This is a genomic window from Kribbella orskensis (genome assembly GCF_004342085.1).
Classification (GTDB): Bacteria; Actinomycetota; Actinomycetes; order Propionibacteriales; family Kribbellaceae; genus Kribbella; species Kribbella orskensis.
In genome coordinates, this window is the sequence record NZ_SLWM01000002.1 from 723,523 (window position 1) to 740,494 (window position 16,972).

17 protein-coding genes are annotated in these 16,972 nt (G+C 69.6%); 6 read left to right on the plus strand and 11 right to left on the minus strand.

Annotated elements, in window-relative coordinates:
- Positions 1-31: 31 nt before the first annotated feature.
- Together EV644_RS08395 and EV644_RS08400 are read right to left on the minus strand one after the other, a co-directional pair.
- On the minus strand, positions 32-2,557 hold the full coding sequence (locus tag EV644_RS08395) for a polynucleotide kinase-phosphatase (protein ID WP_132187746.1): 2,526 nt from the start codon (positions 2,555-2,557) through the stop codon (positions 32-34).
- Positions 2,557-3,984, minus strand: a complete 1,428-nt coding sequence (locus tag EV644_RS08400; protein ID WP_132187745.1) for a 3' terminal RNA ribose 2'-O-methyltransferase Hen1 — start codon at positions 3,982-3,984, stop codon at positions 2,557-2,559. The genes EV644_RS08395 and EV644_RS08400 overlap by 1 nt, the downstream gene beginning before the upstream one ends.
- A 367-nt stretch (positions 3,985-4,351) precedes the next feature.
- Here EV644_RS08400 and EV644_RS08405 point away from each other — a divergent pair, with 367 nt between their 5' ends.
- Positions 4,352-4,675 carry a hypothetical protein gene (locus EV644_RS08405; RefSeq protein WP_132187744.1) on the plus strand — a complete coding sequence of 108 codons (324 nt, stop codon included), beginning with the start codon at positions 4,352-4,354 and terminating at the stop codon, positions 4,673-4,675.
- A 51-nt stretch (positions 4,676-4,726) separates the two neighbouring features.
- Here EV644_RS08405 and folE read toward each other — a convergent pair whose 3' ends face one another.
- Entirely contained in the window at positions 4,727-5,407 is a 681-nt protein-coding gene (gene folE / locus EV644_RS08410) for a GTP cyclohydrolase I FolE (RefSeq protein WP_132187743.1), read from the minus strand.
- A gap of 78 nt (positions 5,408-5,485) precedes the next feature.
- On the opposite strand from folE, the gene EV644_RS08415 reads away from it, so the two are divergent.
- The gene (locus EV644_RS08415) at positions 5,486-6,166 is read left to right on the plus strand and encodes a helix-turn-helix transcriptional regulator (RefSeq protein WP_132187742.1); all 681 of its coding nucleotides are present in this window, start codon (positions 5,486-5,488) and stop codon (positions 6,164-6,166) included.
- A gap of 52 nt (positions 6,167-6,218) precedes the next feature.
- Positions 6,219-6,710 (plus strand): Cys-tRNA(Pro) deacylase, encoded by a 492-nt coding sequence (gene ybaK / locus EV644_RS08420; protein ID WP_132187741.1) that lies wholly within the window; start codon positions 6,219-6,221, stop codon positions 6,708-6,710.
- Positions 6,711-6,755: 45 nt separating this feature from the next.
- Here the strand turns inward: ybaK and EV644_RS08425 are convergent, their stop codons facing one another.
- Entirely contained in the window at positions 6,756-8,831 is a 2,076-nt protein-coding gene (locus EV644_RS08425; protein ID WP_132187740.1) for a phosphocholine-specific phospholipase C, read from the minus strand.
- Between the two features lie 65 nt (positions 8,832-8,896).
- Positions 8,897-9,982, minus strand: a complete 1,086-nt coding sequence (locus EV644_RS08430; protein WP_132187739.1) for a 3-deoxy-7-phosphoheptulonate synthase — start codon at positions 9,980-9,982, stop codon at positions 8,897-8,899.
- Between the two features lie 287 nt (positions 9,983-10,269).
- Here EV644_RS08430 and EV644_RS08435 point away from each other — a divergent pair, with 287 nt between their 5' ends.
- Positions 10,270-10,794, plus strand: a complete 525-nt coding sequence (locus EV644_RS08435) for a GNAT family N-acetyltransferase (protein WP_132187738.1) — start codon at positions 10,270-10,272, stop codon at positions 10,792-10,794.
- Between the two features lie 187 nt (positions 10,795-10,981).
- A complete protein-coding gene (locus EV644_RS08440; RefSeq protein WP_132187737.1) occupies positions 10,982-11,524 on the plus strand; it encodes a histidine phosphatase family protein in 543 nt (180 codons plus the stop codon).
- Between the two features lie 15 nt (positions 11,525-11,539).
- On the opposite strand, the gene EV644_RS08445 is transcribed toward EV644_RS08440, so the two are convergent.
- Positions 11,540-12,547: a MerR family transcriptional regulator gene (locus EV644_RS08445; RefSeq protein ID WP_132187736.1), complete on the minus strand. Its 1,008-nt coding sequence runs from the start codon at positions 12,545-12,547 to the stop codon at positions 11,540-11,542.
- 153 nt (positions 12,548-12,700) lie between these two features.
- Between EV644_RS08445 and EV644_RS08450 the strand changes: the two genes are divergently transcribed.
- On the plus strand, positions 12,701-12,994 hold the full coding sequence (locus tag EV644_RS08450; protein WP_012920258.1) for a WhiB family transcriptional regulator: 294 nt from the start codon (positions 12,701-12,703) through the stop codon (positions 12,992-12,994).
- Positions 12,995-13,214: 220 nt separating this feature from the next.
- On the opposite strand, the gene EV644_RS08455 is transcribed toward EV644_RS08450, so the two are convergent.
- From EV644_RS08455 to EV644_RS47695, 5 genes are all read right to left on the minus strand, one after another.
- Complete coding sequence (locus EV644_RS08455) at positions 13,215-13,727, minus strand: PLD nuclease N-terminal domain-containing protein (RefSeq protein ID WP_132187735.1); 513 nt, start codon at positions 13,725-13,727, stop codon at positions 13,215-13,217.
- Between the two features lie 200 nt (positions 13,728-13,927).
- Complete coding sequence (locus tag EV644_RS08460) at positions 13,928-14,833, minus strand: ABC transporter permease (RefSeq protein WP_132187734.1); 906 nt, start codon at positions 14,831-14,833, stop codon at positions 13,928-13,930.
- Positions 14,820-15,632 carry an ABC transporter ATP-binding protein gene (locus EV644_RS08465; protein WP_132187733.1) on the minus strand — a complete coding sequence of 271 codons (813 nt, stop codon included), beginning with the start codon at positions 15,630-15,632 and terminating at the stop codon, positions 14,820-14,822. Before EV644_RS08465 ends, EV644_RS08460 begins: the two co-directional genes overlap by 14 nt.
- Positions 15,633-15,691: 59 nt before the next feature.
- Positions 15,692-16,768: an ABC transporter substrate-binding protein gene (locus EV644_RS08470; RefSeq protein ID WP_132187732.1), complete on the minus strand. Its 1,077-nt coding sequence runs from the start codon at positions 16,766-16,768 to the stop codon at positions 15,692-15,694.
- Positions 16,769-16,866: 98 nt separating this feature from the next.
- The gene (locus EV644_RS47695) at positions 16,867-16,962 is read right to left on the minus strand and encodes a putative leader peptide (RefSeq protein ID WP_363704822.1); all 96 of its coding nucleotides are present in this window, start codon (positions 16,960-16,962) and stop codon (positions 16,867-16,869) included.
- Between the last annotated feature and the right edge of the window lie 10 nt (positions 16,963-16,972).

The window sequence follows — 16,972 nt, forward strand, 5'->3', positions numbered from 1 at the left end:
CCGCCCTGCCTGGCCACGGGTGCTCGCGACGCTAGAGCCGCGGGTCGACGGGCTCGGACTCCAGCGCCAGAACGGCGAAGACGCATTCATGGATGCGCCACAGGGGCTCGCCGCGCGCGGCCCGCTCCAGGGCTTCCAGGCCGAGGGCGTACTCGCGCAGTGCCATCGAGCGTTTGTGACCGAGGTTCCGGTCGCGAAGGCGCTCGAAGTTCGCCGGCTCGGTGTAGTCCGGTCCGTAGATGATCCGGAGGTACTCCTGCCCGCGCACCTTCAGCCCCGGCTGCGCGAGTCCCTTCGCGGTCCGGACCAGGTTCGCCGCCGGCTTCACAACCATCCCCTCACCGCCGGCACCCGTGAGCTCCTCCCACCAGGCGACACCCTCAGCCCACGACGACGCGTCGACGAAGAGCCGCCGAGTGGCCGTGATCAGCGAGGGGCCTGCGGCAACCATCCGGTCAGCCAACGCGAGATGCCAAGCGTGCGGCATCTCCTCGTAGGTCCGGCCCTCCGTCGCCAGCAGCTGGAACGGAGCCAGCCGAACTCCAGCGAGGCCTTCGGTCGGCCAGCAATACCGTCGATAGGCCTCACTGAAGAGCGAAGCGTTGACCGCCCGCTGCTGCGTCCGCGCGAGCAGCTCACCCACCTCAAGCCCTGCCGCAGCAGCGGATTCCAGCGCAGCAGTTGCGGCAGGCAAAGAAGAACGAGCGGCAGCGCCGACAGCGGCGTACTGGTTGCGTAGCAGGTCGATCGCCTTCGCACTCCACGGCAACAGCTCCGCATCCAGCAGCAGCCAGGACGTATCGAGCTCCTCGAACAGCCCGGCCTCCACAGCCACCTCGCGCAGCCGGAGCAGCAGCTCGCCCGTCAACGAGGCGTCGAAGAACGACCGCCCGGTCCGCGTGTGCACGGCACCCCGGCCGGCCAGTCCGAACCGCTTCTCCGCGACGTCGTCATCCCGGGTCAGCAGAACCACTGCCCGCGAGCCCATGTGCTTCTCCTCGCATACCAACTCCGTCACGCCCTGACCCTTGAACGCCTCGAAGGCCTGCTCCGGGTGTTCGAGCAGCCCAGGCACCGACGAGGTCGCCACCGGGCTCATCGTCGGCGGTAGATAGAGCAGGAAGCGAGGATCGATCGCGAACCGGCTCATCACCTCGAGCGCGGCCCCCGCCTGCTCCGCGCGCACGCTCAACCGGCCGTGGTGGGCGGTCTCGACGACCCGTCGCCCGGTCACATCGGTGATGTCCAGGACGTCGGGCTCGCGCGCCGGAGCACTTGCCACGTGCAACGGCTTCGCCGGCGCGTAGTACTCCTCAGCGGCCTGTACTGCGACCAGCTCCCGCTCGGGATATCGCAGGGCCGTGAGGGAGCCGCCGAACACGCAGCCGGTGTCCAGGCAGATCGTGTTGTTGATCCACTCGGGCTCGGGCGTCGGGGTGTGGCCGTAGACGACCATCGCGCGGCCGCGGTAGTCCTGAGCCCAGGGATACCGGATCGGCAGGCCGAACTCGTCCGTCTCCCCCGTCGTCTCGCCGTACAGGCAGAACGAGCGGACCCGGCCCGAGGCGCGTCCGTGCATCCGCTCGACCAGGCCCGCGTGCGAGACGACGAGCTTGCCCTCGTCGAAGACGTAGTGCGAGATCAGGCCGTCGATGAAGGTCATCACCTCGGCGCGGAACTCCTCCGGCTCGGCAGCCAGTTGGGCGAGTGATTCCTCCAGGCCGTGGCTGACCTTCACGTTCTTGCCGCGCAGTGCCTTGAGCAACTTGTCCTCGTGGTTGCCGGGTACGCAGTGCGCGTGGCCGGCGGCAACCATTCCCATCACCAGCCGCAGGACACCGGGCGTGTCCGGACCGCGGTCGACCAGGTCGCCGACAAACACGGCTCGCCGCGACGGGTGCGTGGCATCCACCGCGCGGCCATCGGCGTCGCGGCTGATCTCGTAGCCCAGAATCGTCAGCAGTTGCTCGAGCTCGGCCCGGCAACCGTGGATGTCGCCGACGATGTCGAACGGTCCGGTCTGGTCGGTCAGGTCGTTGAACAGCCGGGTCCGTTCGATGCTCGCGGCATCGATCTCGTCCACACCGGTGAGCACGTGGACACCGCGGAATCCCTCCCGCTTCAGGCTTTTCAGCCCGCGCCGCAGCTGCGACTTCTGGCGGGCGATCACCTTGGCGCCGAAGTTCCGGTCCGGCCGCTGCTCGTTCCGCTCCAGGCAGATCCGCTCGGGCGGATCGAGGACGATCGCCACCGGCAGCACATCGTGCTCGCGGGCCAGCGCGACCAGTTCCCTGCGTGCCTCCGGCTGCACGTTGGTCGCGTCGATCACCGTGAGGCGGCCGGCCGCGAGCCGTTTGCCCGCGATGAAGTTCAGTACCTCGAACGCGTCCTTCGTGGCGGCCTGGTCGTTCTCGTCGTCCGAGACCAGCCCGCGGCAGAAGTCGCTGGAGATCACCTCAGTACCGAGGAAGTGCTTCCGCGCGAACGTCGACTTCCCCGACCCGCTCACTCCGACCAGCACCACCAGGCTCAGCGCCGGCAGCTCGATCCGCGCCATCACCCGACCTCCTTCAGCCGAGCGGCCCGGCGGAACACCGCGAGCTGGGTCGGCGGACCGACCTCCGGGTCGTCCGGGCCGACCGCCCGGAACTCAACCTCATACCCATACGTGCGGCACACCGTCGCCGCCCACTCCCGAAACTCCTCCCGAGTCCACTCGAACCGGTGATCCGGGTGCCGGAAAGCCCCGGCTGCCAGCTTCTCGAACCGCACGTTGTACTCCGAGTTGGGCGTCGTGACCACCACAGCACCAGGCCGGGCCGCCCCGAAGACCGCCCGCGCGAGAGCCGGCAGCCGAGGCGGATCGACGTGCTCGACCACCTCCATCAGCACTGCGGCATCCAGCCCGGCCAGCCGAGCATCGGAGTACGTCACGGACGACTGGAACAAGCGCAGCCGCTCCCGCTGGCGATCGGACATGTCCGCCACGTGCAGCCGCCGCTCGGCGAATGTGAGCGCCCGAGCCGAGACGTCAGTGGCGACCACCTCGTCATACCGCCCGTCCTTCAGCAGTTCGGCGACCAGGAGCCCCTCGCCGCACCCCAGATCGGCGACCCGGCGCGCGCCCACGTCCCGCAGTACGTCCAGCACAGCAGTACGCCGCTGGACGGCAAGCGAGACCACGCCCGAGTCGTCCCCGACCTCAGCGCTGACCTCGTCCGCCAGAACGTCGCCGTCCGCCTCGGCCAGCCTCTCGAGCGCCGAGTCGGTCAGACTGCGGCGGTGTGCGAGGTAGCGCCGGGAGATCAACTCCTTCTCCGGGTGCGCGCCGAGCCAGCCTTCCCCGGCGCGGACCAGCTTCTCCACCTCGTCGGACCCGACCCAGTAGTGCTTGGCGTCGTCGAGTACCGGCAGGAGGACATAGAGGTGGTTGAGCGCGTCCGCGAGCCGGACGACGCCTTCCAGCCGCAGATCGACGTACCGCGAGTCGCCCCAGGCGGGGATCTCCGGGTCGAGCGGGACCGGGCGCGCGTCGACCGTCCAGCCAAGGGGGCCGAACAGCCTCTCCGCGAGCGCGGAACCACCGCTGCACGGCAGAGCCGGGACGCGGATCTCCAGCGGGATCGCCCGGGCCGCCAGTTCGGGACGTGCGTCGCAGCGGCCGTTCATCGCAGTACGGAACAACTTGCCCAGGGCTACGGCGAGCAGGCTGGAAGCGGCGTACGGGCGGTCGTTGACGTACTGGCCGAGCGTGAACCCCTCGGCGGCTTTGCCCTTGCGGGACCGGACCAGCGCGATCGGGTCGATCTCCAGCAGCACGGCCGCCGTGCACCGCTCAGCCGTCGCCTCCGGGTAGATCACGTGCGCTGTGCCGCCGGTGACCTCCACCGACTGCGGGCGCGCGGGGTTCTTGTGCAACAGGAACCCGAGATCCGTCGCGGGAACATCAAGGCCGGCCGAGCTGGTACCGAGGGTCAGGAACACCTGCGTATTCGACCATGCGAGCCGCTCATCCGGCCTCCGATTTGTCAGGACCAGACCCGCTTCCCGCCCCCGGCACCGAGAAACGCGTGTCGCGGAGTTTTCCGGGTACCGGGCGGGGCAAGATCGGAGACTGAGACACGCCTGAACTATCCCTGGCGTGTCACGGCTCTTTGGTTCTAGCTTGTTTTGCAGTGAATGAGTCGCTACAGACCGTCCTTCCCCGCTGACAGTCGGTACCGGTCCCCGGTTTGTGGCGAGATGCCCAACCACGCCGACACGGGGAAAGGACCATGGCAACTCTCTCACTCCACCCCACCAGCACCAGACCGTCCGCACGCCGTACCGCGGGGACCGAAGAGGTCCGCCGGTGAAACCCCAGACCTTCGAACTAGTGCGTTACGCGGACATCAGCGGAGTCTCCGGCACCGGCACGGTCGCCGAAGGATGCGTCTTCACCGACGGGTCGGTGGCGCTGCGCTGGCACGGTGAAAACCCCTCCACCGCCGTCTGGCCGGATCTCGACTCCATCCTCGCCGTCCACGGTCACTGCGGCGCCACCGTCGTCCGCTGGCTCGACGTCTCCGAGCTGGACCCCGTCCCCGGCACGGACCCGCTGCCCGGCGAGGTCGCGCACATCCTCGCCACCGGCCGCCACAGCCACCACCCACCCCCAGCCGTGGCCACCGCCTGATTCACCCCGTACTTCGGGGCGCCCGGCGCAGGTGCTGCCCGAGGCGGCGGATCAGGCGTTGACGCCGGTCAGGGCGAAGAACTCCTGGCGCGAGGCGGCGCTGTCGCGCAGCATGCCATGCAGGGCCGAGGTGACCGTGGTGGAGCCCGCAGCGCGGACACCCCGCAGCGACATGCACTGGTGCTCGGCCTCGATCACGACGCCTACACCCTTGGGCTCGAGGTGGTCCTGCAGCCAGTCGGCGACCTGCTTGGTCAGCCGCTCCTGGACCTGGAAGTCGCGGGCGAACAACTCCACCACGCGGGCGAGTTTCGACAGGCCGAGGATGCGCTCGCCCGGCAGGTAGGCGACGTGCGCGACGCCCTGGAACGGCAGCAGGTGGTGCTCGCAGAGGGACTGGACCGGAATGTTCCGCGCCAGCACCAGCTCGTCGTACCCCTCGTCGTTCGGGAACGTGGTGAGGTCGAACTCGCGCGGCGTCAGCATCTCGGCGTACGCGTTCGCGACTCGGCGGGGTGTGTCGGCAAGGTGGGCGCTGTGCGGGTCCCGGCCCAGCGCGGTGAGCAGGTCCGCCACCGCCCGCTGCGCCGCGGGCAGGTCGATCTCCGGCCGGCCACCCACGATGTGCAGCGGCACGCTCGCCTCCGCGCGGCCGGGGGCGCCGGTCAGGTCGCGGTCGTCGGTGAGCTCGCGGAAGTCCGCGGAATCCAGCTCTGAACGGACGGTCGTCATCTGGGCGCCTCCAGCGTCGGGAACCTTGAACAGTCAGCTTACTGTTAGACCAACCGAAGTTGTCGATAGAATCATCCCGTGGACAGGTCGCGGGACACCGGGGTACAGGCGCTCGCCGCGCTCGACGAGCCGACTCGCCGGCGCCTCTACGACCACGTCGTCGCCCAGCCCGAGCCGGTCAGCCGCGACGAGGCCGCCGCCGCGATCGATCTCCCCCGCACCACCGCCGCGTTCCACCTCGACAAACTGGCCGAGGAAGGCCTGCTCGAGGTCGTCTTCGAGCGCCGTACCGGCCGGACCGGTCCCGGCGCGGGCCGCCCGGCCAAGCTCTACCGCCGCTCCGACCGCGAGTTCGAGGTCTCCCTCCCCGAGCGCCACTACGACGTCGCCGGCCACCTACTCGCGGGCGCCCTGGAGGACGCCGAGGCCTCTGGCGGCTCACCGCGCGGCGCCCTGGAGCACCGAGCCCACCAGTACGGCGAGTCGGTCGGCCGGGCGGCTCGCGGCCACCCCGGTACGCCGCTCGCCCAGGTGCTCGAGGCGCACGGGTTCGAGCCACGCCGCAGCGGTGACAGCGTCGATCTCGTCAACTGCCCGTTCCGCGCGCTCGCCAGGGAGCACCCCGGCCTCGTCTGCAGCATGACGCTCCGGCTGGTCGGCGGTCTGCTCGACGGGCTGGGCGACACCGGCTTGCGAGCCGAGCTCCACCCCCGCCCCGCCCACTGCTGTGTCCGCCTGGAGCCCGCCGAGCCGACGTAGGAGGCCACTGGGCCGACGCTGGAGTCCGCCGGGCCGACGTAGGGTTTGTCGGGTGGCTAAGAGCAAGCAGACCGGGCAGGGCACTCCCGCGACGGTCGCACTGACGAAGGCTGGACTCCCCTTCAGCACCCATGCATACGAGCACGACCCGGCCGCCAAGTCGTACGGCCTCGAGGCCGCGGAGGCGCTCGGACTCGCGCCCGAGCAGGTGTTCAAGACCCTCCTGGTGGAGGTCGACGGCAAACTCGCGGTCGGCGTCGTCCCGGTCGACCGCCAACTCGACCTGAAGGCCGTAGCCGCCGCGCTCAAAGGCAAGAAGGCAACCATGGCCGACCCGGCGGCTGCCGAACGAACCACCGGCTACGTGGTCGGCGGCATCAGCCCGATAGGCCAGAAGCGCGCACTCCCGACAGTCATCGACAGCACCGCCACCGACCACGAAACCATCTACGTCTCCGCCGGCCGCCGGGGCCTAGACCTCGGCCTAAACCCCGCCGACCTCATCTCAATCACCTCAGCCATCACCGCCCCCGTCGCCCGCTGACAGCCGGCCCAGGCTCACGCGCCGGGAGCTGCAGAGGCCGGCTCATCAGCCGGTGACGCTCGCGTGGCCGGTTTCTCCGTGGCCGGTCAGGCGGCGCCGGTAGGTCGGATCCTCGGCGACGGTGATCTCGACGTCGTACCAGCCCTCGTCGGTCGGCCAGGTCACCTTGCGGGTCTGTCGTCCGCGCAACTCCTGGTGGATCGTCCTGCCGCGGTAACCGCGGGCCTTCAGCTTCACGCTGAGCGGCTTGCGACTGGTGTTCTCCAGCTCGAGCTCGACCGAACCGTGCACCACCCGAGCCTGTACGTCGAACCCGGCCGCGAGTCCGTCGACCGAGCCGGCCAGCTCCACCCAGAAGCGGTTCGGCCCCTGCACCGCGAGCTCGTAGGGACCACTGACCGGAAGGGATTTCACGCGCTCGCCCTTGACGTCGAGATGCGCCGGGGCGGGCAGCTCACCGCCGTACGGGTAGATCGCGAAGTGGGCGGCCTCGTCGGCTTTGTTGCCCAGTCGCAGCATCAACTTGCCATCGGCAACAAGGCCCGAAACCGACGGCTGGTAAGGCAATGCGCGAGCCGGACGACGACCCGGCTCCTGCAGCGGGACAGCTTGAGTGGCCGGCGGGGTCGGTTTCCACCGGGTGATCGGCGCGGGCACCGGACCAGGCGCGTCGACCGACGGCTGACGGTGCGAGCGGGTGAAGTCGAACGCCGAGGTGAGGTCACCGCAGGCCGTCCGGCGCCAGCTGCTGATGTTCGGCTCGCGGATGCCGGTGACGCGTTCGAGGAACTGGATCACCGAGGTGTGGTCGGCGACCTGGGAGTTCACGTGGCCGCCGACCGACCAGGGCGACACGACCGTCATCGGGACCCGCGGGCCGAGGCCGATCGGGCGGCCGGCGTACCAGTCGTCGCTCTCGCCGGAGTCGGGCCGCGGCGCGACCGGCGGCGGCACGTGGTCGAAGTACCCGTCGTTCTCGTCGAAGTTGATCAGCAGCACGGTCTTGGACCAGGTGTCCGGGTCGGAGGCGATCGCGTCCAGCACGTCGTAGACGAGGTTGGCGCTGCCGACCGGGGTCGAGGATCCCGGGTGCTCGGAGTCGACCGCGGACGGGACGAGCCAGCTCACCCGCGGCAGCTTGCCGGCCTCGATGTCGGCCCGCAGCCGCGGCACGAGCGACTCCGGCTCACCGCGGAACATCGCTTTGTAGAAGAGTTCCTGGTCCTTCTTCGGCTGCTTGGCGACCGCCGCCTCGAGCTGCTTCAGCGCCTCGGTCCGCTCGGCCGGCGTCTTCGCGAACAGCTTGTCGTAGAACTCCTCGGTGGTCCGGTAACCGCCCGGCACCGAGGCAAGGATGCGGTGGCCGAGCTCCTTGAAGGTCTTGAAGTACTCGACCGCGTTGTCGGTGAAGTTGTCCCACTCCTGGTAGATCTGCCAGGACACCCCGGCCTGCTCCAGCCGCTCGGGGTACGCCGTCCAGTCGTAGCCGGCGTGGTTGTAGTCGTACGCCGCGTTGGTCACCGCGCGCTTCGTCGTACCGGGCTCGTACCCCGTCGTACCGGACCACAGGTAGTTCCGGTTCGGGTTGGTCGAGCCGTTGACCGAGCAGTGGTAGGCGTCGCAGATCGTGAAGGTCTCGGCGAGCTCGTACTGCAAGGGGATGTCGCGGCGCTCGTAGTGCGTCATGGTCGCGGCGGTCTTGGCCTGCACCCAGTCGTCGTTCCAGCCGTTGCCCCAGGCCTGGGTCGCGTCGGTGAACCCGTGCGCGAGCGCGCCGAGGTACTGGATGTCGTCCGTACTGCGCCCCGCGGCGACCGCGGCCTCGCGGACGGAGAACGGCAGCACCTCGCGGCCGCCGGTCACCGGCTGGTGAAACACGGACTTGCCGTTGCGCAGCCGCAGCGGCAGGCGGTCGCCGTACCCGCGGACGCCGCGCAGCGTGCCGAAGTAGTGGTCGAAGAAACGGTTCTCCTGCATCAGCACGATGACGTGCTCGACGGCCTTCAGGCCGCCGGGTCGGATCGGCTGGGCCATCGCCGCGTGCAGCGACGGTGGGAGCAGCGAGAGCGCTGCCCCACCGGCTGCGGAACCAAGGACCAGGCGGCGGGAAATCTCAGTCATGCCCCGGACAGTAGGTCAGCACCGACCCGTCGCGGGATGCCTTCAGGCGTTCATTCGTCTGAAGTTCACGCGCCCGTACGACGCTGCACGACAGCGTCGCGGAGCTGCTCCAGAACGGCCTCGGTGGTGTCCCAGCCCAGGCACGCGTCGGTGATCGACTGTCCGTAGATGAGCGGCCTCGTCGGGTCGAGATCCTGCCGGCCCTCGACCAGGAACGACTCCAGCATCACGCCGACGATCGCCCGGTTGCCGGCCGCCACCTGCGCACCGATCTCGGCCGCCACCTGCGGCTGCCGGCGGTGGTCCTTGCGGCTGTTCCCGTGGCTCGCGTCGACGACGACCCGCTCGGCCAGACCGGCCTTGCTCAGCAGCGCCTGGGCTCCAGCGACGGACTCGGCGTCGTAGTTGGGCCCGGCGTCCGAGCCGCGCAGTACGAGGTGGCAGTCGGGGTTGCCGCGAGTGTGCAGGATCGCGGGCGCACCGTCGTGGTCGATACCGGTGAACACGTGCGGCACTGCGGCAGCCTTGATCGCGTCGACCGCGGTCGAGATGCTGCCGTCGGGGCGGTTCTTCATCCCGATCGGCATCGACAGCCCGGACGACAACTGCCGGTGCACCTGGCTCTCGACCGTCCGCGCCCCGATCGCGCCCCACCCGACGGCGTCCGCGATGTACTGCGGCGTAATCGGGTCGAGGAACTCGCAACCGACCGGCAGACCCTTGGCCAGTACTTCGAGCAGCAGCGCGCGGGCGGTCCGCAGACCCGTGTTGACGTCACCCGATCCGTCGAGGCCCGGGTCGTTGATCAGACCCTTCCAGCCGAGGGTGGACCGCGGCTTCTCGAAGTACACCCGCATCACCACGAGCAGACCGTCGGAGAGGCGCTCGGCCACCGGGCGCAGGCGTTCGGCGTACTCAAGGGCCGCCTGCGCGTCGTGCACCGAGCAGGGGCCGACGACTACCAGCAGCCGGTCGTCGACGCCGTTCAGGACGTCGGTGACGGCCTGCCGTCCGGCGACGACGGTCTCGGCCAGCTGATCACTGAGCGGCAACTCGTCATGCAGCGCCTGCGGGGTGATCAGCGGGACGGTCTTCTCGATCCGTCGGTCGACCACAGCCGCTGGGCTGGTCTGCTGGGGAAGGGTGTTCATCACTGGGACCTTTCCGCCGGAACTCCGCGGTGGACCCGAGGACAGCGCCGGCTGGGAATGAGAAAAGGCAAGGACGAGTGTCCTTGCCTCGGGCCGGCTCTGGTTGGTTCAGGCGTCAGCAGCAGCTGAGTCGCCCGGCACCACAGCCGGCCACTCAAAAAACTGCCAATACCAACGCTTCACGTCGCCGACGATATCACCCACCGCAACGAGCACCTCCGCCACCCGCGAGCGCGACCGCCCGAAAATCGGTGGCCGGGCGGCGCGCGGCATGGTTGCCTCGGGCTATGAGCGATGGTGTCTCCGTCCGGGCCGCGCGGACCGGCGAGTTGGCCGAACTGCAGGCGATCGAACTGGCCGCAGGCGAGTTGTTCCGCGATATTGGCATGGTCGCGGTCGCCGACCACGCCCCACCGCCGCTGTCCGTGATGGCCGAGTACCAGCGGGACGGGAGGGCATGGGTCGCGGCGGACCAGGACGACCGGCCGGTCGGGTACATCCTGGTGATGCTGGTGGACGGGTGCGCCCACATCGAGCAGGTGAGCGTCCACCCGGCTCAGGCCCGACGCGGGATCGGGCGGCTGCTGATCGACGAGGTCGACCGCTGGGCCGCCGAGCAGGGCCTGCCGGCGCTCACCTTGACCACCTTCCGCAGCGTCGCCTGGAATGGCCCGTACTACGCCCGCCTGGGCTTCCGTGAGCTGTCTGCCGCGGAGTTCACGCCAGGGCTCGGGGAGGTCCGCGCCGCCGAGACCGCGATTGGCCTCGACCCGGCCGACCGAATCTGCATGCGGCGAGACCTCACGGGCTAGGCGTGGCCGGGAGCCGGGACGGTTGGTGTCACTGACTGGGGTCGGGATTTACCTGGGTGTAACCGGGGTGGTGCGTGCGTCGTTGAGGTCGCAACAGGTCGAGGTCATCGCGGCCCCCGCCGCGCTGCCCGGCAACCGGAGCGCCAGAGGCTGGGCGGGCGCCCGCCACCTCAGGTAGAACTTCACCGTGACCCAGATCTACCTGGTCCGGCACGGCGAGCCGGACTACGAGGCAGTCGACAGCCGCCGCCTGCCCGGGCTGGCCGCCGACACGGCTCCCCTGACTCCGGAGGGCGCCAAGCAGGCGCAGGTTGTCGCGGACCTGCTCAGTGGCATCGGGGCCACCTACCTGGTCAGCTCGCCGTTCACCCGCGCTCTGCACAGCGCCGCGATCATCGGCCACCGCCTGGCCCTCGGCGTACGGGTGGACTACGACCTGCGCGACTGGTTGCCCGAGAGCTCGGGCTTCTGGCGCGGGCAAGCCGACGTACGGGCCGCACAGGCCGAGCTGGACGAGTACGACGGGGAATGGCCCGAGGGGATCCGTCGGGCCTGGGAGCCCCTCTCACAGGTCCGTGAGAGGGCCCTGGCGGCTCTGGCACGGCATACGGCGAGCACGGACGGCCCGGTGCTGGCGATCACCCACTCGATGGTGATCCGTGCCCTCACGGGCGAGCGGGACATCCCGCACGGCGCCCACCAGTACTTCCGCTACGAGTCGAAGGCCTGAACCAGAGCCGCAGAGCTAGGCGCGTACCGCGGTCTCGGGCCGCACCGCGGTGACCAGGCTGGTGACGGCGTCCGCCAGCGAGTTCACCCAGCCGTCGGGCGTGCCGGGCACCTGCCAGCCAGGTCCGCCGACCACGAGCGAGTACGACGGCCGGGTGCGGGCCAGCATGCGCAGGGCATCCGTGTCCGCGGTTTCCGGCGCACTCGACCAGATGAACACCGCGGACGGGCGGATCCGGCGTACGGCCGTCGACAGGGAGCTCACCGGCGTCGCGGCGCCGAGGGTGCGGACCCGGATCGAGCGCTCGGCCAGAGCAGCCGCCACCGCGAGCAACGGCAGGGCGTGATCCTCCTTCTCGAGACAGGCCAGTACTACGGGCCGCTCCGTCTCGTCCGGCTTGTACCGCTCGACCGCCCGGCGGGTGTGGTACCGCAGGCCACCGGCGACCGCGTCCGACGCGAGGTGCTCGATCTCCACGCACGCGCCGGTGCGCTCCCACTGGTCACCGACCTCGACCAGCAGCGGCGCCAGCCGGCTCGTCCATGCCTCGACCGCGCCGGACCGGTCCAGACTCCGGGCGACCTCGTGGGTGAGCCGCTCGCCGTCCATCGCGTTGGCGAGTTCGAAGAGGTCCGCGAGTTTGCCCGGCCCGGCCGACTTCGCCCGCCCGGACGACCGGACGGCGAAGCCGCGCTTCTGGACGGAGTGCCTCAGGGTGCCTTCGGCAACGGACGTGGCCGATGTCACAGTAGGTGATTGAGCAGGGTAGATCCGGTCACGGACGGCGGACGCGGCCTCGGCCGTCGGAACTCCTTGGTTGACCATCCCGACCAACGCCTGGAGCCGGGCGAGATCCTCCGGGCTGTACCGCCGGTGACCGCCCGCTGAACGCGCGCTCGGGCTCAATCCGTACCTGCGTTCCCAACTGCGCAGCGTAGGCGCGGCGATGCCGAGACGTCGTGCCGCGGCACCCACGGTGAGGGTGTCTGCGGTCGAATCCGGCTTGGGCGGCACGGCGTTCATGATGCCCGTTCGCCGCCTCTGAACGGCAGGAATCGCCACGGGCCGATAACAAGTCGACCGAAGTTCGAGACAACAAGGGTTGAACTACGCATGAGTTGAGCATAGTTTTCACCGAGCGCCCGTCCGCGCTCACGGTGAGTCAAGGAGGTTGCCATGTCGAGAGGGATGCCTCGCCTACCCCGCCCGCTCATGGATCTGTGGGACTGGCAGTCGCAAGCCGCTTGCCGCGACGTCAACCCGGAGTTGTTCTTCTCCCCCGAGTCGGAGCGTGGCGTTCGCAAACGCGCTCGCGAGATGGTGGCGAAGTCACTTTGCGGGACCTGCCCGGTCCAGCCCGAATGCCGCCAGCACGCGCTCTCCGTCGGGGAGCCGTACGGCGTCTGGGGTGGCACCACGGAATCCGAACGGGACAACGTCGTACTCGCCGAACACAGGAAGTCCGCCTGACGGCCGCCGGGAGCTGAACCACCCCGACCCATCCGGGTCCGGCCGCGCACCGGCCGGGCCCGGCTCCGACCTCCAGCAGCCTCACCCGCGCGGAGGTCGATCATCCACCAGGGCGTGTCGGTAGACCTTGCGCGGTCGCAAGCAGCTGCTGGGCGCGTATCGCGGCGCACTGGCGCGACCAGGCTCGGCGTGTCAAGGCGATGTCGGCGCGGTGACGCGATCAGGGTTTGCCGTCGTCGGACTCGGTCGGTGCTTCCGACTCGGTCTCGTCCTTCGCCTTGCCACCCTTGGACTTGTTCCCCTTGGACTTCTCGTTCGGCTTGTCCGGGTGGACCTCGTCCTGGACGCCGTCCCGGGCCGGATCGCCGGGCTGGTCGTCAGCGGCGGGTTTGTCCTTGTTCGCGGGCTCGCCGGGCTCGCCGGGCTTCGGCGGCCGCACGGTGGTGCGCGGATCGCGGTACCGCTCGAGCGACGCCAGGAAGTCCGGGTCGTCGTCGGGCGCGACCGGGCGGGCCGTCGGCTTCACCGGCCGCGTGTTGCGCTCGCGTCTGACTCCGTCCGTGCGGGACACCAGCAGCCAGACGATCGGGCCCACGAAGGGCACGAAGACGATCAGGACGATCCACACCAGCTTGGGCAGGTAGGGAACGTCCTTGTCGCGGGTCTGGATGCAGGAGAAGAGCGCATAGACGCTGAGCACCAGGCTGATCAGGAACGGCAGAAATCGGACCACGCTCCAACAGTACGGCTACGGACGAGATCGGACCGGCGCGCCCACATCACAATGCGTGCCGCCCGTCCTGACATGTCAGCATCGGCCTTCGGCGACGCCGATGCCCTTGAGCAGGGTGCGGGCGTCACGAGTTGGGCGAGCGAGCCGAGCAGGGCGATCAGGATGAGACGTCGCAAGCATTGCTCCTTGGGGCGGCGGGGTCAGGTGGCCCGGGTGAGGCCGCGGGCGCGGAGTACTGAGTTCTCCAAGGGGCGGAAGACCAGCAGTTCGATGCCGACGCCCACCACGAAGATCATCAGGACTCCGGCGAAGACCATCGAGATGTCGGACAGGGACATGCCGTTGTGCAGGTACTGCCCGAGGCCCTCGCCGAGATCGGGCGAGGTGGCGATCAGCTCGGCGGCCATCAGCGATCGCCAGGAGAAAGCCCAGCCTTGCTTGAGTCCGCCGAGGAAGCCCGGCAGCGCGGCCGGCAGCAGGATGTACCTGATCCCGCCCAGACGACCGGCTCCGAGCGCCTTGCCGACCCGGGGCAGGATCGGCGGCACCTGGTCGAGCCCGGACACGAGGCCGTTGGCGATCGAGGGGACGGCGCCGAGCAGGACGACCCAGTAGATCGCCCGGTCGTTCAGCCCGAACCACAGGATCGCCGCCGGCACCCAGGCCACCGACGGCAGGCTCTGCAGCCCCGACACCAGCGGACCGATACCGCGCCGGACGACGGTGATGTTGGCGATCGCGAGCCCCAGCGGTACGGCGATCAGCAGCGAGATCGCGAATCCGATCACGGCCCGGTGCACCGACACCCAGAACAGCTCGAGGATCTTCCCGGTGGTCACCAGTTGCCAGATCTGCGACCACACGTCAACCGGTGCGGGCAGTTTGAACTCGGGCCAGAACGCCGCCGCCCAGAGGAGCTGCCAGACCAGCACGAGCAGCACGATGGCGGCGATCGGCGGCAGCACCTTGCCGACGATCCGCCACAGGAGGCTCCCCTGAGCCGAGTTGACCGGGGTGTCGAGCGCATCCAGCCCGGCCCTGACCGACCCGGCGTACTGATCGTCCGCCGTACGGTCCCGAAGGCCGGTGCTCTCAGGCTGCGGCATGACTGCTGATCACCTTCCGCAGTTCCGCGTTGATCTCATCGACTGCGTCGGTCTCCCCCGCGCCGGACAGGTCGTCCACATCCCACTGCCGCACGACCCGGCCCGGCCGCGAGGACAGCAGCACGACGCGCTGCCCGAGCCGGACCGCTTCGCGGACGTCGTGCGTGACGAAGAGGATCGCCGTCCCGGTGGCGCGCCAGATGCGCAACAGCTCGCCCTGCAACACGTCGCGGGTGATCGCGTCGAGGGCGGAGAACGGCTCGTCCATCAGCAGCAGCGAGGGCTTGCCGGCTCCGGAGCCGGTGTTGTCCGTCGTCGACGCGAGCGCCCTCGCCAGCGCGACCCGCTGCCGCATGCCACCGGACAGCTCGTGCGGACGCTTGTCCCCGAGCCCCGCCAGCCGAACCAGCTCCAGCAGCTCAGCGGCCTTCGCACGCCGAGCGGCCTTCGGTACGCCGGCCATCCGCAGCGGGAGCTCGACGTTGCCGGCGGCGGTCAGCCACGGCATCAGCGCGGGCTCCTGGAAGACCACAGCGGGACGCGAGGAGTTCAGCTCGATCCGGCCGCTGGTCGGCTGATCCAGACCCGCCACCAGGTTGAGCAGGGTGGTCTTGCCGCAACCCGACGCGCCGAGCAGGCAGACGAACTCACCGACGTGCACGTCCAGGTCGACCTGGTCGAGCGCGACCACGGTCTTCTGCCCGTGCCCGAAGGCCTTGCCGACCTGGTGGAACCGCACCGGCCGTACCTCGGTGCCACTCGTGATGGTCGTCTCGCTGGCTTCGACTGTCGCGGTCATCGTCTGCCTCCTCGTCGCGGAACCGGAGCACCTGTGGGCGCTGCGGCGCAGAACACTGGCTACTTCGTGTCGAGACCGGCGGCATCGACTGTCGGCTTGCCGGCCTTCGTCAGTACGTCGTTCAGTGGGCCGAGGTCGGCGAATCCCGAGACACTCGGCGCTTCCTTGGCGATCCCGGCGGTGACCTGGTCCTTGGCCAGCTGCGGGAACTGCGCGGCGATCGGGTCGGCGGTGACCTCGATCTTGCTGAAGGCGCGGTCGATCACGGCGGGCTTCAGGGCCTTGCCGGTCAGCTCCTTCAGCTGGTCGTTGACCACCGTCTTGGCGGCGGCCTTGTCGGTGTTGCTGAAGTCGATCGCCGCGACCAGGCCGGTCAGCAACTGCTTGACCGACTCGGGGTGCTCCTGCAGGAACTGGGTGCGGACGATCAGCACGGTGGTCGGGAACTTGCCGTCCGGCCACAGCTCGGCCTCGTCCAGCAGCACCTTCGCGCCGGCGTCGAGCACCAGCCGGGACGACCACGGCTCCGGCAGCCAGGCCGCGTCGACCTCGCCGTTCTTGAACGCGTCCAGCGTCTGCGCGTTCTCCAGGTTGGTCACCTTGACCTTGCCGGTCAGGTTCTTCTCGGCCAGCCACTTCTTCAGCGACACGTCCTGGGTGTTGCCGAGCTGCGGGGTGACCACGGTCTTGCCGGCCAGGTCCTCCGGCTTGGTGATGGTCGGCCGAACCACCAGCTGGGCGCCGCCCGACGTGCTGCCGGCGATCAGCCGGACGGCCTCGCCGTTCGACTTCGCGTAGGCGTTGATGGCCGGGCCGGAGCCGATGAACGAGGCGTCCAGCGAGCCGCCGAGCAGCGCGCCGACCGCCTCCGGACCGGCGTTGAACTTGGTCGGCACGAGCTTGGTGGTACCGAGCTCCTTGCTGAACAGGCCCTTGTCGAGGCCGATCAGCGCGGCCGCGTGGGTGACATTCGGGAAGTAGCCGAGCCGCAGCTCGGTGGCCGGGCCCTTGTCGCTCGAGGCGGCGGGCGTCTCGTCGCTGTCGGCGCGGGAGCAGCCGGCCACGGCGGCGACGAGGGAGAGAAGGGCGGCGGAGGCCGCCAGAACGCGGGCAGGACGGAAGCTGGTGATGCTCACAGGGAAACCCTCGGAGGTGCGGGCGACCACGGTCGCGGGCGGAGTTCAGAGCAGGCTGGAGAAGGACTTCAGACAGCGGGCTGAGAAAGTGCCGAAGGTCAACAGGTCGCGGAGGCGACGCGGAGCAGGTCGACGTGCCGACGGCGGGTGAGCGCGTCGGCTGGTCGGTTGGCGGTGACCTGCATGCACACCATGAAACCGGAG

What these genes read in the sequence shown, in the direction of transcription:
- EV644_RS08395 (WP_132187746.1), bottom strand. Translation starts at nt 2,557, where the DNA reads ATGGCGCGGATCGAGCTGCCGGCGCTGAGCCTGGTGGTGCTGGTCGGA.
- folE (WP_132187743.1), bottom strand. Translation starts at nt 5,407, where the DNA reads ATGACGACCGTCCGTTCAGAGCTGGATTCCGCGGACTTCCGCGAGCTC.
- EV644_RS08425 (WP_132187740.1), bottom strand. Translation starts at nt 8,831, where the DNA reads ATGACTGAGATTTCCCGCCGCCTGGTCCTTGGTTCCGCAGCCGGTGGG.
- EV644_RS08430 (WP_132187739.1), bottom strand. Translation starts at nt 9,982, where the DNA reads ATGAACACCCTTCCCCAGCAGACCAGCCCAGCGGCTGTGGTCGACCGA.
- EV644_RS08435 (WP_132187738.1), top strand. Translation starts at nt 10,270, where the DNA reads ATGAGCGATGGTGTCTCCGTCCGGGCCGCGCGGACCGGCGAGTTGGCC.
- EV644_RS08445 (WP_132187736.1), bottom strand. Translation starts at nt 12,547, where the DNA reads ATGAACGCCGTGCCGCCCAAGCCGGATTCGACCGCAGACACCCTCACC.
- EV644_RS08450 (WP_012920258.1), top strand. Translation starts at nt 12,701, where the DNA reads ATGTCGAGAGGGATGCCTCGCCTACCCCGCCCGCTCATGGATCTGTGG.
- EV644_RS08460 (WP_132187734.1), bottom strand. Translation starts at nt 14,833, where the DNA reads ATGCCGCAGCCTGAGAGCACCGGCCTTCGGGACCGTACGGCGGACGAT.
- EV644_RS08465 (WP_132187733.1), bottom strand. Translation starts at nt 15,632, where the DNA reads ATGACCGCGACAGTCGAAGCCAGCGAGACGACCATCACGAGTGGCACC.
- EV644_RS47695 (WP_363704822.1), bottom strand. Translation starts at nt 16,962, where the DNA reads ATGGTGTGCATGCAGGTCACCGCCAACCGACCAGCCGACGCGCTCACC.